At 50.5% G+C, this 17101-nt stretch carries 17 protein-coding genes; 16 read left to right on the top strand and 1 reads right to left on the bottom strand.

Annotated elements, in window-relative coordinates; all coding sequences use genetic code 11:
- Positions 1-106: 106 nt before the first annotated feature.
- From ypjB to AVZ68_RS13720, 3 genes are all read left to right on the top strand, one after another.
- Positions 107-886: a sporulation protein YpjB gene (gene ypjB, locus AVZ68_RS13705; RefSeq protein ID WP_059105129.1), complete on the top strand. Its 780-nt coding sequence runs from the start codon at positions 107-109 to the stop codon at positions 884-886.
- Between the two features lie 124 nt (positions 887-1010).
- Positions 1011-1718: a zinc metallopeptidase gene (locus tag AVZ68_RS13710; protein WP_059105130.1), complete on the top strand. Its 708-nt coding sequence runs from the start codon at positions 1011-1013 to the stop codon at positions 1716-1718.
- Positions 1719-2261: 543 nt separating this feature from the next.
- Positions 2262-2576, top strand: coding sequence for a CHY zinc finger protein (locus tag AVZ68_RS13720; RefSeq protein WP_059105132.1), 315 nt, complete (start codon positions 2262-2264; stop codon positions 2574-2576).
- A 179-nt stretch (positions 2577-2755) separates the two neighbouring features.
- On the opposite strand, the gene AVZ68_RS13725 is transcribed toward AVZ68_RS13720, so the two are convergent.
- A complete protein-coding gene (locus AVZ68_RS13725) occupies positions 2756-3625 on the bottom strand; it encodes a YitT family protein (protein WP_281176628.1) in 870 nt (289 codons plus the stop codon).
- A gap of 188 nt (positions 3626-3813) precedes the next feature.
- On the opposite strand from AVZ68_RS13725, the gene AVZ68_RS13730 reads away from it, so the two are divergent.
- From AVZ68_RS13730 to AVZ68_RS13790, 13 genes are all read left to right on the top strand, one after another.
- The gene (locus AVZ68_RS13730; protein ID WP_082676627.1) at positions 3814-4134 is read left to right on the top strand and encodes a nucleotide pyrophosphohydrolase; all 321 of its coding nucleotides are present in this window, start codon (positions 3814-3816) and stop codon (positions 4132-4134) included.
- Entirely contained in the window at positions 4131-4931 is an 801-nt protein-coding gene (dapB, locus tag AVZ68_RS13735) for a 4-hydroxy-tetrahydrodipicolinate reductase (RefSeq protein ID WP_059105134.1), read from the top strand. The genes AVZ68_RS13730 and dapB overlap by 4 nt, the downstream gene beginning before the upstream one ends.
- Positions 4932-4947: 16 nt before the next feature.
- On the top strand, positions 4948-5361 hold the full coding sequence (locus tag AVZ68_RS13740; protein ID WP_059105135.1) for a methylglyoxal synthase: 414 nt from the start codon (positions 4948-4950) through the stop codon (positions 5359-5361).
- A gap of 250 nt (positions 5362-5611) precedes the next feature.
- A complete protein-coding gene (bshB1, locus tag AVZ68_RS13745) occupies positions 5612-6319 on the top strand; it encodes a bacillithiol biosynthesis deacetylase BshB1 (protein WP_245628145.1) in 708 nt (235 codons plus the stop codon).
- A gap of 2 nt (positions 6320-6321) precedes the next feature.
- On the top strand, positions 6322-7470 hold the full coding sequence (gene bshA, locus AVZ68_RS13750) for an N-acetyl-alpha-D-glucosaminyl L-malate synthase BshA (RefSeq protein ID WP_059105136.1): 1149 nt from the start codon (positions 6322-6324) through the stop codon (positions 7468-7470).
- Positions 7467-8594, top strand: a complete 1128-nt coding sequence (locus AVZ68_RS13755; protein ID WP_059105137.1) for a CCA tRNA nucleotidyltransferase — start codon at positions 7467-7469, stop codon at positions 8592-8594. Before bshA ends, AVZ68_RS13755 begins: the two co-directional genes overlap by 4 nt.
- Positions 8591-9562, top strand: a complete 972-nt coding sequence (locus tag AVZ68_RS13760; protein WP_059105138.1) for a biotin--[acetyl-CoA-carboxylase] ligase — start codon at positions 8591-8593, stop codon at positions 9560-9562. Before AVZ68_RS13755 ends, AVZ68_RS13760 begins: the two co-directional genes overlap by 4 nt.
- Before the next feature lie 236 nt (positions 9563-9798).
- On the top strand, positions 9799-10635 hold the full coding sequence (gene panB, locus AVZ68_RS13765; protein WP_059105139.1) for a 3-methyl-2-oxobutanoate hydroxymethyltransferase: 837 nt from the start codon (positions 9799-9801) through the stop codon (positions 10633-10635).
- Entirely contained in the window at positions 10635-11543 is a 909-nt protein-coding gene (gene panC / locus AVZ68_RS13770) for a pantoate--beta-alanine ligase (protein ID WP_059105190.1), read from the top strand. Before panB ends, panC begins: the two co-directional genes overlap by 1 nt.
- Positions 11503-11886 (top strand): aspartate 1-decarboxylase, encoded by a 384-nt coding sequence (gene panD / locus AVZ68_RS13775; protein ID WP_059105140.1) that lies wholly within the window; start codon positions 11503-11505, stop codon positions 11884-11886. The genes panC and panD overlap by 41 nt, the downstream gene beginning before the upstream one ends.
- A 66-nt stretch (positions 11887-11952) precedes the next feature.
- Positions 11953-12888 (top strand): tetratricopeptide repeat protein, encoded by a 936-nt coding sequence (locus AVZ68_RS13780; RefSeq protein ID WP_059105141.1) that lies wholly within the window; start codon positions 11953-11955, stop codon positions 12886-12888.
- Positions 12889-12924: 36 nt separating this feature from the next.
- Positions 12925-15750: an ATP-dependent DNA helicase DinG gene (dinG, locus tag AVZ68_RS13785; protein ID WP_059105142.1), complete on the top strand. Its 2826-nt coding sequence runs from the start codon at positions 12925-12927 to the stop codon at positions 15748-15750.
- Positions 15747-17060: an amidohydrolase gene (locus AVZ68_RS13790; protein ID WP_059105143.1), complete on the top strand. Its 1314-nt coding sequence runs from the start codon at positions 15747-15749 to the stop codon at positions 17058-17060. The genes dinG and AVZ68_RS13790 overlap by 4 nt, the downstream gene beginning before the upstream one ends.
- Positions 17061-17101: the final 41 nt, after the last annotated feature.

Consider the following 17101-nt stretch of genomic DNA (forward strand, 5'->3'; position numbering starts at 1 on the left):
AGAAGATCCTCACAAAAGATTCGTTAACGTCAAACCGCCGCTCAGGAAAATGGTCTACTCTTGTCCTCCTCAACATAGGATTGAATTAGCAGAGGGGGGACAAGATATGCGGTTTTTTAAGGTGCTGCTCGCCTCAATCGCACTCATCGTCCTGCCATTTTCGGTAATGGCGGCAAATGATGATAAAAAAGAGTCGTGGGCGGAACTCAACCATATAGCGGATCAAGTCCTGCAATTGACCAAGCAGGAGAAGTACGAAGAGGCAAAAAAGCTGATGGGGTTGTTTTCAGAAACGTTTCTTGATGGTGAGGTTGAAAACAAGGAGTGGACGATGTCATCGTTGCGCACGTTGACCGTATCGTTTGAAAAAGCGGAGGGAGCTTTAACAGCCGTGGAGACAAGCGCTCAAGAGCGGTTGCAAGCAGTGACTTCCTTTCGCTTAACTGTGGATGCCCTATCAGGAGAGCACCACCCACTCTGGCTTCATTCGCAGAAGACGATAATGTCCGCCCTTGAAGCAACGAGAGACGCAGCAAATGCTGGGGAGAATGAGAATTTCACTCGTCAATTTAATGAATTTTTAAGTCACTATTCTGTGATTCGACCGGCTCTTACGATAAGTTTGGAATCAGAGGTGATTCAGCGTCTCGATTCGTATAATGCATACTTAACCAATCAATCGTCGAACCTAGAAGAAGCAGGAAAACACGTAGAAATGATGCAGGAAGAGTACGAAAAACTTTTTCAGCAAATCGAAGAAGACTCAGCCGATCCTTCGCTGCTTTGGGTGATGCTTACGATTGGTGGTGCGGTTGTGACGTCACTTTCCTACGTCGGCTATCGAAAATACAAGGCGGAAAAAGAAAAAGTGAAAGCAAAAGAATAACGTTTGACCAACCCTTGAACGGGCCGCCCTTTTTCACTGTGAACATGAGTGTCTAATTTGACTTTCTTTGACGTTACAAGGTAAAATTAGACGTAACAAATTGCAAGATGAGGTGATTAAACAAATGGGACTAGGAGCATATTTGCTTTATTTTGCGCTTTTAATGATCATCCCCCTTCTTGCTCAAGGGAAAGTGAAGCGAGCGTATAAAAAGTACTCGCAAATTCACAACTCCTCCGGCATGACAGGGGCAGAAGTTGCCCGCAAGATCTTAAACGACAACGGCATCTATGATGTTAAAGTGGAAGCGACAAAAGGAACGCTGACGGATCACTACGATCCACGTGCAAAGGTGGTCCGTCTGTCGGAACATAACTATCGCAACCCATCGGTAGCTGGTGCCGCTGTAGCCGCGCACGAGGTCGGACACGCCATTCAGGATGAAGAAAACTACGCGTTTTTGAAATTCCGCAGCGCCCTTGTGCCAGTAGCAAGCTTTGGTTCCAATGCGGCGATGTTTTTAATTATCGCCGGGATGTTGCTTGGAGCAGGAGCCAGCGGGGGATCAACGCTCGCTAGCGGGATGATGCTTATCGGCATCGTTTTCTTTGCAGCTGCTGTCCTTTTCCAAGTCGTGACTCTTCCTGTCGAGTTCAATGCCAGTAATCGAGCGATGGAACAAATGGTTTCCAGCGGGGTCATCCAAAATAATGAAGAAAAAGAGACGAAGAAAGTACTCGATGCGGCAGCGTTAACCTATGTAGCGGCGGCACTTGTGGCTGTGCTCGAACTCGCACGCTTTATCCTCATTTTTCTGTCTCAACGTGATTAACACGCAAATCCGTACCTTGACTGGTGCGGTTTTTTTGTCTAGCTCCGACTGGTAGAGCGTCGATGTTGTTCAGGCCTGAGGAGCAACCCGCCTGCGCTTTTCGGTAGTGTCTAGCTCCGGCGCCCACTCGCTCGAGGTTTCTTCACGCCGCCAGATCAAGCCAAAGCCGGGCTTGATGCTGACGTCGCTCCAGAACTTGTCGCTCGTGAGCAGGGCGCCTCTGCTTTTCGTGTCTAGCTCCGGCGGGTAGAAGCGAGGATTTTTCAGTCCTGACAACGGAATCTAAAGTCGGATTTCTTTTGTCAGGTCTTCCAAAATCCTCGCTTCTGTTCGACCCGCCTGCGCTTTTCGGTGATTCGTGCTATACTTAGAGCGTTAGGAATGAGCGGCTCCGTTAGAAAGCAGGGCTGGTGCAAGATGCCCGTAGCACACCAAACAGTAAGAAAAACGTTGAATGCGCAGACCTCGATCTTCGTCATGTTGTTAGTACACTATTGCAGTATCTGGAACCTTCCAAGTTTAACCTAGAGGAGTGGATCGAGAGTGATTCAGATCGCCGGCTTTCCTGTTGACAGCGAAACTCGTTGCAAGCATTACCGTGGAGATTCAGACGTAGTAGCAATTAAATTTGCCTGCTGTAACACCTATTACCCTTGTTACAAATGCCACGAGGAAGGAGCAGACCATGCGATTCAGGTCTGGCCCAAGACACTATTTAGCGAAAAAGCCATTCTTTGCGGCGTTTGTAAGACCGAACATTCCATAGAGACGTACATGCATGTGCACGCCTGCCCTGAGTGCGGGGTCCCTTTTAACGAGAACTGTGCCTTTCACTACCCGCTGTATTTTGATGTATGAGGCTGTTCGCTTTCAAAGCGTCTGGTCGTGAACAATATAAATTTCATTTACCGTACAAGTATAGGTAAATCAAAATCCTGTCTCCTCAGCACAAGAGGGGCTGCCAAATCCCCATACAAAAATCCGTGAGAGTCGAGCTGTTCTCACGGATTTTTCGCTTATTCAAGAATTAAAGGCATTTATCGTTCGTCTTGCAATGGTTTCTTCTGATCATCTAGCGTGAACCCTTCCCCGTGAACATCCTGCACATCATTGATTGTCAAAAACGCGCTCGGATCAATTTTGTGCACGGTGTTTCGAAAACGAATAATTTCGTTTCTGGCAACGACGCAGTAGAGAATCTCCTTGTCCGCACCGGTGAACGTCCCTTTTCCTTGCAAGGTCGTAGCACCGCGCCCCATCTCACGTAAAATCGCATCCGAAATTTCCGGCATTCGCTCCGATATGACGAAAGCTGCTTTTGCGGAATAGGCCCCTTGTTGAATGAAGTCGATGACCTTGGCCGCAATAAACACATAGACGAGTGTGTACATCGCTTCATGTAGCTCCAAGTAGAGGAGAGAGACGATAATCACGCAGGAGTCAAAAACAAAGAAGGTGCGACCGATGCTCCAGCCAAAGTAACGGAGGCAGAGTTTGGCGATAATATCAGCCCCGCCTGTTGTCCCGCCGAAACGAAACACGAGTCCGAGGCCGGCACCGACGATCGCGCCTGCAAAAAGTGCGGCGAGCATGAGGTCCCCGTATAATTCAAACACCGACGGAATTCGTTGAAAGAGATCCAGAAAGACCGATAGGCTCAAGGTGCCAATGAGCGTATAGATAAACGTCGTTCGTCCAAGCATTTTCCATCCAATAAAAAAGAGCGGAATGTTAATCACGAGGTTGGAGATCGCCGGGTTAATTGAAAACAAAAAGAAGAGCAAAAGCGTAATCCCGGTGACGCCCCCATCCGCGAGGTTGTGAGCCATATTGAAGTACACGAGACCAAACGACATCATCGCCGTTCCGAGCAGTATAAAGAGAACATTTTTAGCGTGCTTTGCCACGTAACATCCCCCCTTTCCTATTTGCTGTTCGTTCCTCTCAATTTCCCTGCCTTCTAGTGTACTCGTTTGCTAGGCAAAAAGAAACAACTCGAGGGTGGACTCCCTATCTTTACAATTGCGAAAACCAGCGCTTTTCGCTACGATAGAAGAGATGAAAGAGGTGATGCTTAGTGTCAAACGCGAAGACGATGGCCGCAATGCAAGAGGAAGTGGATGCTTACATTGGACAGTTCAAGGAAGGATATTTTAGCCCGCTGGCCATGATGGCAAGGTTAAGCGAAGAGCTTGGTGAGCTAGCCCGAGAGGTGAATCATTACTACGGGGAAAAGCCGAAGAAAGCAACGGAAGAGGAAAAAACGATCGAACAGGAAGTAGGCGATATGCTTTTTGTTCTGATTTGTCTCGCCAACTCTTTACATATTGACCTGGAAGAAGCGCATGGTTTAGTGATGCACAAATTCAACACTAGAGATAAAGATCGCTGGAGTAGAGTGGAGGAGGAGCAATGAATACCATAAACGTCGTTGTCGCAGGTCCGCGCGGAAATATGGGGAGGGAAGCAGTCTCCCTTGCGTTAGAAGAAGAAACGTTTACGCTTACGGCCGTGGTTGATTCAAAGAATGATGGAGCTACACTTTCAGACCTAGAAGGGCTGCCAAACGAAGATGTCCCGGTGTATACAGACGTAGCTCGTTGTCTATCCGAGCATGATGTAGATGTGTTGCTTGATTTGACTGCGCCTAAATTCGGGCGGAAGCATATGGAAATTGCTTTCAGTCATGACGTGCGGCCCGTTGTCGGGACGACGGGCTTTTCGGAGACTGATATTGCCGAACTACGGACCCTATCTGAAGAAAAGGGACTTGGCGCGATTATCGCACCAAACTTCGCAATCGGCGCGATTTTGATGATGAAATTCTCGCAACTGGCTGCCCGTTATATGACCGATGTGGAAATTATCGAGCAGCATCATGATGGCAAGCTCGATGCTCCGTCTGGCACCGCCATAAAAACAGCGCAGCTGATTGCAGGGGAGCGGGACGAAAAGCGGCAAGGCCACCCGGAGGAAAAAGAAGAACTCCGTGGCGCTCGCGGGGCAGAGCTGGAGGGAATGCGCATTCATAGCGTCCGCTTGCCTGGTCGCGTCGCTCACCAAGAAGTGATTTTTGGAGGTGTCGGGCAGACGCTCACGATTCGTCATGACTCTTTAAACCGGCAAAGCTTTATGCCGGGAGTGAAATTAGCCGTTGAGAAGGTGCTCACGCTTGAGACGCTCGTCTATGGACTTGAACACTTAATCGACTGATGAGGAGGCGAAGGGGATGAAAATTGCACTGATTGCGCACGACAAGAAGAAAAAGGAAATGGTGGATTTTTGTATCGCCTATAAGGATATTCTCACCGAACACGACCTTTACGGGACAGGGACAACGGGCACACGGGTCACGGAAGCAGCAGCGCTCACAGTCACCCGCTTTAAGTCAGGTCCGCTTGGGGGAGATCAGCAAATCGGCGCCCTGGTGGCGGAGAACCAGTTTGATTTGATCTTGTTTTTCCGTGATCCGTTAACGGCTCAACCTCATGAGCCGGATGTTACGGCGTTAATTCGTCTGTGCGACGTGCAGTGTGTCCCTCTTGCAACGAATATTGGTACGGCTGAAGTGTTGATTAAAGGACTAGCACGTGGGGATTTTCAGTTTCGCGAAACGATGCATGAGCAAGAAGAAACGTGTTAGCAACAGGAAATAGGCACGGCAATCTCGGTTTTCTCGCGGAACCGGGGTTGCCGTTTTTTTAGGACGGGATCTTCGTTAAGAATTCACACCATTCAAAAGAGGAAGCCTGTCTGTGAGGTAACGAGGCGGAATTATGCTATAATGTACGGGAAAAGTGGCGGATGTAAGTATAATGCGGCAGCCAAGAAGACGCAAAAAATTATTGAATGGATTTCCACCATACATAAAAAAGGAAAAGGAGCTGAGGCCGTTGAACCTTCAGCAGCTGGATATTCTCGCGTTTGGCGCCCACCCGGATGACGTGGAAATTGGCATGGCAGGAACGCTGGCCACGTATGTGAATGATGGGTATCGGGTTGGTCTTTGCGCGTTGACAAAAGCGGAGCTCTCGTCAAACGGCTCGGTGGAAGCGAGGCAGAAGGAAGCGGAGCGGGCGGCAGAGGCCATTGGCGCCTCTCGTTTCCAGTTTTCTTTCTCGGATCGTGGCTTGCCATCAGTCACGCCAAACGAGCTTGCGCAGGTGGTGGCGCTGATCCGCAAGACCCGGCCGAGGCTTGTGTTTGCGCCAGAAGGGGACCGGCATCCTGATCACGGAGAATGCGGGGAGCTCGTTCGTGAAGCCGTGTTTAACGCCGGGATTCGTCGGTATCAGACACCGGAGAGCGAAGTCGCTCACAAACCAGAAGCGCTGTTTACATATTTTATTAACGGTTACGGACGACCTGATTTTGTTGTTGATATTACAAAGGTCCAAGATAAAAAGCGCGAAGCACTTCAGGCCTATAAAAGTCAATTTCAACCAATAGAGGGCGTCTCCACGCCGCTTACCGATGATTACATCGAGGCCGTCGAAGCGAGAGACAAACTCTTCGGAAAAGAAGTCGGTGTTGCGGCGGCAGAAGGGTTCTGCTCCCGCCTGCCGCTTCTTATGGGGAATTTACTTGAAAGGAACGACTGACATTGAAGAAGAAACGAATCGGCATCAGCTGTTATCCGACCGTTGGTGGCTCTGGCGTCGTGGCGACGGAGCTTGGAAAACAGCTCGCTTCAAGAGGGCATGAAGTTCACTTTATCACATCGAACGTTCCGTTTCGCCTTGATGATAAAGTCTACCCGAATATCTTTTATCATGAAGTCGAGGTGAACCAGTACTCGGTCTTCCAGCATCCGCCTTATGATTTAACGCTCGCCAGCAAAATGGCGGACGTGATCCGCACAAAGGAGTTAGACTTTCTGCATGTTCACTATGCGGTGCCGCACGCGGTTTGTGCGATTCTGGCAAAGCAAATGAGCGGACGTGAGGTCAAAATCATGACGACGCTGCATGGGACGGACATTACCGTTCTTGGCTGGGACCCCTCGCTAAGACAGCTTATTCGTTTTGGGATTGAGGAGTCGGATCTGGTCACTGCTGTGTCGCAAGATTTAGTTAGGCAAACGAAGGAACTGGTTGAGACCGACAAGTCGATTGAGACCGTCTATAATTTTATCGATGAGAGCGAGTATTACCCGAAGCCTGTGGAGGGCCTTAAAGACTGGTACAACATCGACGAAGATGAGGATGTGTTGATTCACATTTCCAATTTCCGTCCCGTTAAGCGGATCACAGACATTATTAACAGCTTCTATTTGATTCAACAACAGCGCAAGGCCAAGCTCCTCCTCATTGGCAACGGTCCGGAAGTCCCCGTTGCCCGTCAACGAATCGCAGAGCTTGGCGTTGAGGACCGTGTGCTCCTGCTTGGCAATCAAAAGCATATCGCTGAGCTGCTATCGATGAGTGATTTAATGCTCTTGCTTAGCGAGAAAGAAAGTTTCGGGCTTGTGGCGCTGGAAGCAATGGCCTGCGGTGTGCCAGTGATTGGTACGAAAGTCGGGGGGATTCCTGAGGTGATTGAAGACGGCGTGAGCGGCTACTTGTGTGAGCTTGGCGATACCGAGTGTGTGGCCACACGGGCGGTAGAGCTTCTGAAAAACAAGAAAAAGCTTGCGGACTTCCGCGAAGCGGCGCTTGAGTGCGTAAAGACCACGTTTTACTCTCAGTATGTTGTCAGCCAGTATGAGCGCTTGTACGAAAAAATGTTAGAACAAAGCGAGGAAGAAACATGACGTGGGTCCAGGCGATCCCAATCCTTAAAAAACTTGAGGAATCGGGGCATAGCGCTTACGTCGTCGGCGGGGCGGTGCGTGATTTTTTGCTCCAGCGACCGATCACAGATGTAGATGTCGCCTCGAGCGCAGCGGCTGACGAAGTACGGAGAATCTTTCCAAAAACCGTGCAAATGAACAACAATCATGAGACAGTGCTGCTTTTTCATAACGGCATTCAGGCAGAGGTGACGACGCTGCGCGGGCGTGAGCTGAAAGAGGATTTACAGCACAGGGATCTCACGATTAATGCTCTCGCCATGGATGTGCATGGGGAGCTGATCGATCCAACAGGTGGTCAAGTGGATCTAGAGCAGGGGCTGCTGCGAGCCTATGATCCTGCCCGGAGCTTTGCCGATGATCCGCTGCGCTTGCTTAGGGTGGCTCGTTTTCACAGTGAGCTAGGCTTTGCCGTTGATCCTTTGCTTAAAAGAGAGATGACTCAGTTTGCAGAAACGATCGCGACAGTGGCCAAGGAACGAGTGGTGAAGGAGCTGTGGCAGCTGTTGGCAGGGAGCGGCGTGCAAGGAGCGCTTTCTTTGCTTTGTGAAACAGGGGTGGGCCTTTATTTGCCGGGACTCCGCCTCGGGGACGTTGAGCTAAAAAAACTGCAAACGATTCCGTCCGTGCACTGGGAGAGTGAATGTCGCTCGTGGGCAGAGCTGCTTGTAAGCCTTCGTTCTGCGGATGCCCTCTCGGAACTCCCTCTTGCCAATAAAACCAAGCAGGTGGGGCAGCAAATCTGGAGAATGTACCAACATCGGATGAGAGCGGCGCTTGATGATGGGTCGCTTTATGAGAACGGGCTTGAGGTGGCCGTACTTACCGAAGAGATAAGGAAGGACCGCGGGCTTCAAGCACTACGGGCGGCTGATGTTAAAGCACAGTTTGATTCCTTGCCAATTACTCGTCGCTCAGAGCTCGCGATCAGCGGCAAGGATCTTCTGAACGCTTGTCAGGATCAGCCAGGGCCTTGGCTCGCCGAAGCACTGGCGTTTGCCGAATATGCGGTCGTAACAAGGCAATTGGAAAATAAGCGTGAGTTGCTGCTTAAGGCTGCGCTAAAGGAGGTGGGGAGACATTGAAAGAACGACTGTTAATTCTGCTGGAAGAAGGGGAGTACGTCTCCGGTGAAGAGATGAGCAAAAAGTTAGGAGTCTCAAGAACGGCGGTTTGGAAGCAGCTTACGGCGCTTAGGGACCAAGGCTATACGTTTGAATCGGTTCCAAAACGGGGCTACCGGCTGACGGGACGGCCAGACACCATTCACGCCCACGATGTCGGAGCGTTTCTGAAGACAGAGCGGCTCGGGCGTGAGCTTCATTACTATGACACGGTGAGTTCCACCCAGACGGTGGCCCACGAGTGGGCGAACAAAGGAGCCGTAGAAGGATCACTTGTGCTTGCCAACGAGCAGCAGGGAGGGCGCGGTAGGCTTGGACGTCCGTGGCAGTCAAAAAAAGGGACAAGCGTCTCGATGAGCTTGATTCTTCGCCCGCATATCGAACCTCACCGGGCGCCACAGCTAACACTTTTAGCCGCGGTAGCCATTACGCGGGCGATTGAGCAGGAGACAGGGCTTCGTTGTGACATTAAGTGGCCAAATGACATTTTGCTCGGAGGCAAAAAGCTGGTCGGGATTTTAACGGAGATGGCGGCAGATCCTGATTTTGTCCAGTTTGTGATTGTCGGAATGGGCGTGAACATTAACCAGCAGCAGGAGGACTTTACCGAAAAGATTGGAGACATTGCCACCTCCCTCTCTATAGAAGCGGGGCGAACGATCCAACGAGCAGCGCTTGTAGCCGCGATCGTAAACGAGTTTGAGTGGCTTTATGATGAATATGTCGACCATGGCTTTGTTCGGATTCGTCCGCTATGGGAAGCGCGTTCGATCAGCGTGAACACGTATCTGTACGCCCGAACTCCAAAAGAGGTCATTTACGGGTATTCGCTTGGGATCACGGATGAAGGGATTCTCCGCCTCAAAGACGAAAATGGTGCAGAACACTTTGTGTATTCCGCAGACATTGAACTAGACAAAAGGACATAACTCCATGCTATACTGAAAGGGCAAGGGCTGTATCTGTGAGAACGGCACCGAAATGGGAAAGAACGCTTGAGGCTTGCTGCGTGGATCCACGTTGGACCGGGACAGCATAAAAGCGCGTGCATGAATGTTCGACCTTTACACACACGCTACCTCTCTGCCTTCTTTCTCTTGGAAAGAAGGCTTCTTTTTCGTTGTTTCGTGCAGTTCAACGAACACATTGAACTGGAGGGAGAAACGTGAAGACAACCGCAACGTTTCAAAAGATGAAGCAAGAAAAGGAACCGATTGCTATGCTTACCGCCTACGATGCTCCGTCGGCGGCGCTTGCGGAGAAAGCAGGTGTTGATTTGCTTTTAGTAGGGGACTCGCTAGGCATGGTCGTGCTTGGCTATGACTCCACGATTCCTGTGACGCTCGATGATATGGTGTTGCACACCAAAGCCGCCAAACGTGGCGCCAGGGAAACGTTTATTGTGACCGACATGCCCTTTTTTACGTACCAAGCCGATTTCAGGGAAACAGCGAACAATGCACGCCGTTTGGTTCAAGAAGCCGGAGCAGACGCGGTGAAGCTGGAAGGTGGGACGGAGATCGCTCAGACCGTCAGGCAGCTTGTTGCTGCTGGCGTGCCGGTAATGGGGCATCTTGGGCTAACCCCACAGTCTGTCGCCGTGCTTGGCGGCTATAAGGTTCAGGGAAAAGCCGCTGAAGAAGCGAAAGCGCTTCTTCAGGAGGCGAGAGCGCTTGAGGAAGCAGGAGCGTTTGCCGTTGTGCTCGAATGTGTCCCACGTCAACTAGGGGCACTTGTTGCACAGACGCTTAACATTCCGGTGATTGGCATCGGTGCTGGAGCCGAGACGGATGGGCAGGTGCTTGTCTACCATGATGTCATCGGCTATGAATCGGAACGAGTGGCCAAGTTTGTCAAGCAATACGTCCACATCTCCCATCAGATTCAAGAAGGGCTCACGGCGTATGTAGACGAGGTGAAGCAGCGTGCCTTTCCAGAGCTTGCCCAGACGTATACGATGAAGGACGAAGCGCGTCTTAGCCTGTACGGAGGTCGCTCATGATGATGATTGTGAGAACGAGGGCAGAGCTTGAGCGAGCGCTCTCAAGCATTCGAGAAAAAGGCGCTTCCATCGGTCTCGTACCGACGATGGGTGCTTTGCATGAAGGGCATCTTTCGTTAATTAAAAAAGCAAAAGCGGAAAACGAGTTTGTTGCCATCAGTATTTTTGTCAACCCGCTCCAGTTTGCTCCAGAAGAAGATTTCGACTCCTACCCGCGTGATTTCGAACGAGACAGAGTGCTCGCTGAGAGGGCCGGCTGTGACTTGATTTTTCATCCCTCGGTGGAGGAAATGTATCCAAGTGAGCCGATGCAGATCGTCCACGTGCAAAAGGGAGCGGGCGTTCTTTGCGGCAAAAGCCGCCCCGGTCACTTTGACGGTGTGGCGACTGTTGTCTTGAAGCTGTTTGGTCTCTTTCGGCCAACAAGAGCGTATTTCGGGCAAAAGGATGCGCAGCAAGTAGCGATTATCACTCAGCTGGTGCGGGAATTTTATGTGCCGATTGAAGTGGTAGCGGCACCGACCGTGAGGGAAGAAGACGGGCTTGCGAGAAGTTCGCGCAACGTCCGTTTAACACCTGAGGAGAGGGCGGAAGCGCCGCGCTTATCCCAGGCTTTACAAAAGGCAAAAAGGGCCGTCGAGACCGGGGAACAAAAGCGTACCTCGCTTGTCTCCATTGTAGAGGAGGAGCTTCAACAGTTCAGGCATGGCGCCATTGATTACGTTGAAGCACTGAGCTATCCAGAGCTGCACGAACAGGAGGAGCTAAGTGGCCAAGCGATCATCGCTCTTGCTTACCAGTTTTCCAAGGTCCGCTTAATCGACCACATCCTGGTAGAGGTACGTACAGAGAAACGGGGGGATGCAAATGTTTCGAACGATGATGAAAGCAAAGTTGCATCGTGCTAGAGTAACGGAATCCAACTTAAACTACGTCGGTAGCATTACGATCGATGAAGACCTAATGGAAGCGGTCGACATTCTCGAAAATGAAAAGGTGCAGATCGTCAACAATAACAACGGCGAACGCTTTGAAACCTATGTGATTAAAGGGCCAAGAGGCGGTCGAGGTATTTGTTTGAACGGCGCAGCGGCACGGCTCGTACAACCGGGCGATGTCGTGATTATCCTTAGCTATGCGCTCATGGATGAATCGAGGGCACAGACCCACCACCCGAAAGTGGCGATCCTTGACCAGGACAATTGTATCGTGGAAATGCTAGGAACGGAACCAGCTTCTACCGTTCTCTAGCGCACATATTCCCTCTTCGGATGTTGCACACTTTACCTAAGTGAGGACTATCTGGAGGGGATTTTTTTGCATCAGTGGTTAAATGAATGGCAGGCGCTCTACGAGCATGTATGGGAAAAGCCATATGAAAAGGAGAACAGCATTCATCTTGAGACGCTTGAGAAAATGATGGGTCTTATGCTGGATGCTTGGATCTCGATGGACGAAAAATTTCAAACACTGGTTGATCGCATGGAAGAGGAACCGCAAGCCGTGACCTACGAATCGGCGGGCACACGCTTGTTTCAATCTGAACGCTTTGAAGAGGCGGCAGAAGCACTTGCGAGCGAGCGCGCGACAGGTCAGGCTGATACCATGAGAGAGCTTTACGCAGGCTTTGCCTGTCTATATGCAAACAAACTGGAGAGAGCTAGAGAGCATTTTCTGTTCGTGCTTCAAGCTGGACGGGACGTTTTGCTCGAACATTTTGCCCATATTGGCTTGGGGCTCCACGCCGTACTGGTTCACGAAATGGAAGCAGCCATTTCACAATTTGAGCAAGCGAAATCATTAACAGACAACGCCGATGTCGTGTATAATTTAGGGGTATGTTATTATGTTATTCACGCGCACGAGAGCGCTGCCTATTGTTTTGCTGAATACGCGAAGGAACATCGAGAGGACACGGAGGCCCTGTATTTCCTAGGGCTGTCGCTCATGAAGGCCGGCCGCTTTGAAGAAGGCAGGGGCGTCTGGCTGAAGTGTGCCGAGTCGTTGAAGGAAACGGAGGCTTTGCAAGCACTCGCTCATCGTAGTGAATGGTTTGGCGAGCATGAACTGGCCTGCTATTGTTATGAGCAGATGATGTTCATCGCTGGCCAAACGCAAGCGTCCTTGCATGGATTTGCCTGGAACAAGGCACTTCTAGGGGATGAGCGGGCGGTGAATCTGCTGGCCTCCCTTGGTGAGACGGATCCTGAAGCACATGTGTCCTGGCAGCTTCTTGCAAATCATTGGCAGTAGCGTGATGCGGCCGCGTGCCGCAAATAGAGGTGTAGAATGTCACATAGATACGTTATTGTTGATTTAGAAACAACGGGTCACTCTCCTGCTCATGGAGATCGCATCATTCAAATTGGGGCGGTAAAAGTGGAAGCGGGACATATTTCCGAACGCTTTACGACGTACGTGAATCCAAAGCAGGAGATCCCCCCGTTTATTACGGAACTAACAGGCATTGATAACGAAGATGTCGGCGAAGCGCCGTTATTTGAGGAGGTGGCGAAGGAGCTGCTCGCCTTTATGGAGGGCTGTGACTTTGTTGCTCATAATGTCCCGTTTGATAAAGGATTTCTTGAACAGCAGCTCCAGCTTGAAGGGTATAGCTTTCCAAATGGCTCGGTTTTTGACACGGTCGAGATGAGTCGTGTGCTCTGGCCAAAGCAGATTAGCTACAAGCTGACAGAGCTTTCCACGAGCCTGGATTTAGACCACAACCGCCCTCATCAAGCCGATAGCGACGCGTATTCCACTGCTGAGTTGTTTCTTGCGCTGCTACATACAATTGAAACGCTGCCTCTTCTAACGTTGCAGCAGCTCTTACCGATTGGAAAGCGACTCAAAAGCGACTGGCAGCAGCTGCTTGATCCTCTGATTCGCATGAAGCTAAAAAGCGGGGAGACCGGAGAGGACGACTATGATTGCTACCGCCAGCTCGCCTTAAAAAAGCAAGAAGTAGGGAGCTCAAGCGCTCCAGAGGAACCGGTAACAACGTTTGAGGAAGCGCAGGAACTTTTGTTTGGCGAGGACGGCACGTTTGCCCAAGCCTTTTCTTCCTATGAAACACGCCTCGGACAAACACAGATGATGCATGAAGTGAACCATGCTTTTCGCGAGCATCAGCATGCCTTGATTGAGGCGGGCACAGGCACAGGCAAATCGCTTGCGTACTTGCTTCCCGCCGCTTATTACGCCAAGCAGGCGAAAAAGCCGGTCGTCATTAGTACGTACACGATTCCCTTGCAAGAGCAGTTATTGAAGCGGGATCTTCCTTTGCTTGAGGCCGTGACCCCGTTTCCAGTCCATGTCGCTGTGCTAAAAGGGCGGAGGCACTATTTAGATTTGCGCAAGTTTGAGCAGTCACTTGCGAGTATTGCGGAGGATTCATATGATGTCTTAATAACAAAAGCGCAGCTGCATGTCTGGCTTCTGGAAACCGAACGCGGCGATGTTGAAGAGTTGAATTTAACATCAGGAGGAAGAAACTTCTGGTTTCAGGTACAAAGCGATGGGGCTTCTGATTTAGGCAAATACAATCCGTGGGCCTCCCGCTGTTTTTACCACCGAGCTCGTCAGGCCACCTTAAAGGCTGAACTTGTAATCACCAACCATGCGTTGCTTCTAACCGATGTTACGCAAGCAGGCCATGTGCTTCCGAGCTATTCTCATGCCGTGATTGACGAAGCGCATCATTTGGAAGAAGCTGCCGGTGATTATTTCGGCGTAAAAACGGATTATGTGTCGCTTTCCTTTGTGTTGCAAAAGCTCGATCGAAACGAAGAGCAAAGCGTGGTAGGCACGCTTGAGGAGATCGGAGGACGGCTTGCGAAAACGATCGCCTTACAGGAAACTCGAGACACCCTTTCGCTTGTGAAAGAGGATGTCGATGAACTGTTTCGCATGCTTCACGCCTACACATTGAAGGCGAGTGAACAAGGGCCCACGGACATCGGCCGGGCAAGTCATATGTACAAGAGCTTCTCGGAAAAGGGCACTCTTTGGCAAGGGGTTCTTGAGTGTGCGATGCGCATCCAGATGAACGGGGAGTCTGTGCTTCAAGCATTTGAATATGCGAGTGCGGTGTTAACCGAGGCCAGTGAGACAATGAGCTATATTGACCGCTCTCGTCTAGCGGATGCAAAGACAACGATTGCCATCTTTTCAGAGCATCTTCAAGCCTTGTATGAGCTGCTGCTTGAGTATGATGAGACGTTCGCCTACTGGATGGAGGCGGAGCCCAAAGGGGCCAAGAACGCGACGTACTTAGTGGCCAAACCGATTCAAGTGGCTGAACAGCTTGCCGATCGGTTTTTCGCGAAAAAGAAAAGCGTTGTTCTCACATCAGCGACGTTAACCGTTAACGGATCGTTTTCCTACCAAGTGCAGCGATTAGGCCTCGAAGATTTTGGCGTGAAAACCGTTCATGTTCCGTCGCCTTTCGCTTATGAAAAACAAGCAAAGCTTCTCGTTCCTTCCGACCTTCCGCCTATTAGCGCACGAGCAGACGAACTATTTGCCAGCGATGTAGCCATTAAAATTTGGCGGATTGCCGAGGTTACCCGAGAGAAAGTACTCGTTTTATTTACCTCTTATGAGCTTTTGCGTAAGGTTTATTATTATGTTAAAGATTTAAATAGCGAAAATCTTGTCCAGCTCATCGGGCAAGGGGTAACGAGCGGTAGCCGCAGCCGCCTTCTGAAACTCTTTAGAAACGTGGAGCAAGGCATTCTTTTTGGCACCAACAGTTTTTGGGAGGGGGTTGATTTGCCAGGAACGGAGCTGGGGCATTTGGTGATTGTTCGTCTCCCGTTCGCACCACCGAACGAGCCGCTGATGCGAGCGCAAATTGAGCAGGCGAAAGACGAAGGGCGAAACCCGTTCACCGACCTCTCGTTGCCACAGGCCGTGATTCGCTTTAAGCAGGGATTTGGCCGCTTAATTCGCACGAAAGAAGACGTTGGCTGTGTGTTTGTGTTTGACCGACGCATTGTAACCGCCCGTTACGGAAAGGCTTTTGTACGCTCTTTGCCAAACGTGCCAATGTACGAAGGAAAACTTGAGGATTTGCTGCAATTACAGCTCGAATTTGGGGAGGAAGAATCGTGAGTACGATTATTCGGAATGCTCGAATTGTAACGATGAATAAAGAGAAGCAAGTGATTAATCGTGGCTATGTGTGGATGAAGAATGGCTTTTTTATTCGAGTGGAGGAAGGAGAGCCTGACAACGAGATTCGAGGCAAGGCAAACGAAGTGGTGGACGCCAAAGGCAAATGGCTCATGCCTGGGCTCATTAACACCCATGGCCACCCCGCCATGACCTTGATGCGCGGCATGAGCGATGATTTGCCTCTAAATGAATGGTTGGAGCAGGATATCTGGCCGTTTGAATCGAAGCTCGATGAACGGGCCACGAAAGTGTCCAGAGAACTGGCGATGGTGGAAATGATTAAGTCAGGGACGACGACTTTTCTTGATATGTACCATTTGCATCTGCCGGACTTTGCTGAAGCGGTGCTTCAATCGGGGATGCGTGCCACCTTAATGCGTTCAGTGATTGGTCTATGTTCAAAAGAAGAGCAAGATGCGAAGCTTAATGAGTCGTTAGCGTTTGCTTGTGAGTGGCATAAAAAAGGCGACGGCCGCATTCAAACGATGCTTGCCCCTCATGCACTTTATACGTGTCCACCTGATTACGTCGAGCGAATTGTTGAGGCTGCAAGGGATGCGAAATTGCCGGTACATATGCACTTAGCCGAAACGCGCAAAGAAATTACCGACGTTATGGATAACGAAGGCATTCACCCACTGGAGTTGCTTGAGGACCGTCATTTGCTTGAGGGGACGGAATGGCTTTTTGCGCACGGCGTTCATATGCATGAGCAGCACATGGAACTCTTGCAGTCGCGCAATGCCGCCATCAGCCATAACCCGAAAAGCAACTTAAAGCTTGGCTCCGGCGTGGCTCCTGTGGCGAGCATGCTTAAGCACGGTGTCATTGTCGGTCTTGGAACGGACAGCGCTGCATCCAATAACACCCTTGACCTTTTTGAAGAAATGCGTATGGCCATTCTATTGCAGCGTGGAATCAATGAGCAGGCAGACATGGTGGAAACGATAGAGGCCTTGCAAATGGCGACGACATCCGGTGCACAGGCCTTGCGCTTTGACCATCTCGGTACGATCGAACAAGGCAAGCTTGCGGACTTCATATTGCTAGATCCGCGTCTTCCTCATTTGCAACCGGAAGAAAACATTCTCTCCCACCTCGTTTTCGCGGCCAAGGCAAGCGATGTGACCGACGTGTTTGTTCAGGGAACGCCTCTTATGAAAGACAATGTGCTTCTTACGCTTGATGAAGAGGCGATTATGTATGAAGCGAATCGAGTGTATCGCAGGTTGAACGATGGAAAATAGTAGGCGACGACGATGGCCGCCTACTACTGAGGTGTGGTCAG

Origin of the sequence: Shouchella shacheensis (genome assembly GCF_001484965.1) — a bacterium.
In the GTDB taxonomy this organism is placed as follows: domain Bacteria; phylum Bacillota; class Bacilli; order Bacillales; family Bacillaceae_D; genus Shouchella; species Shouchella shacheensis.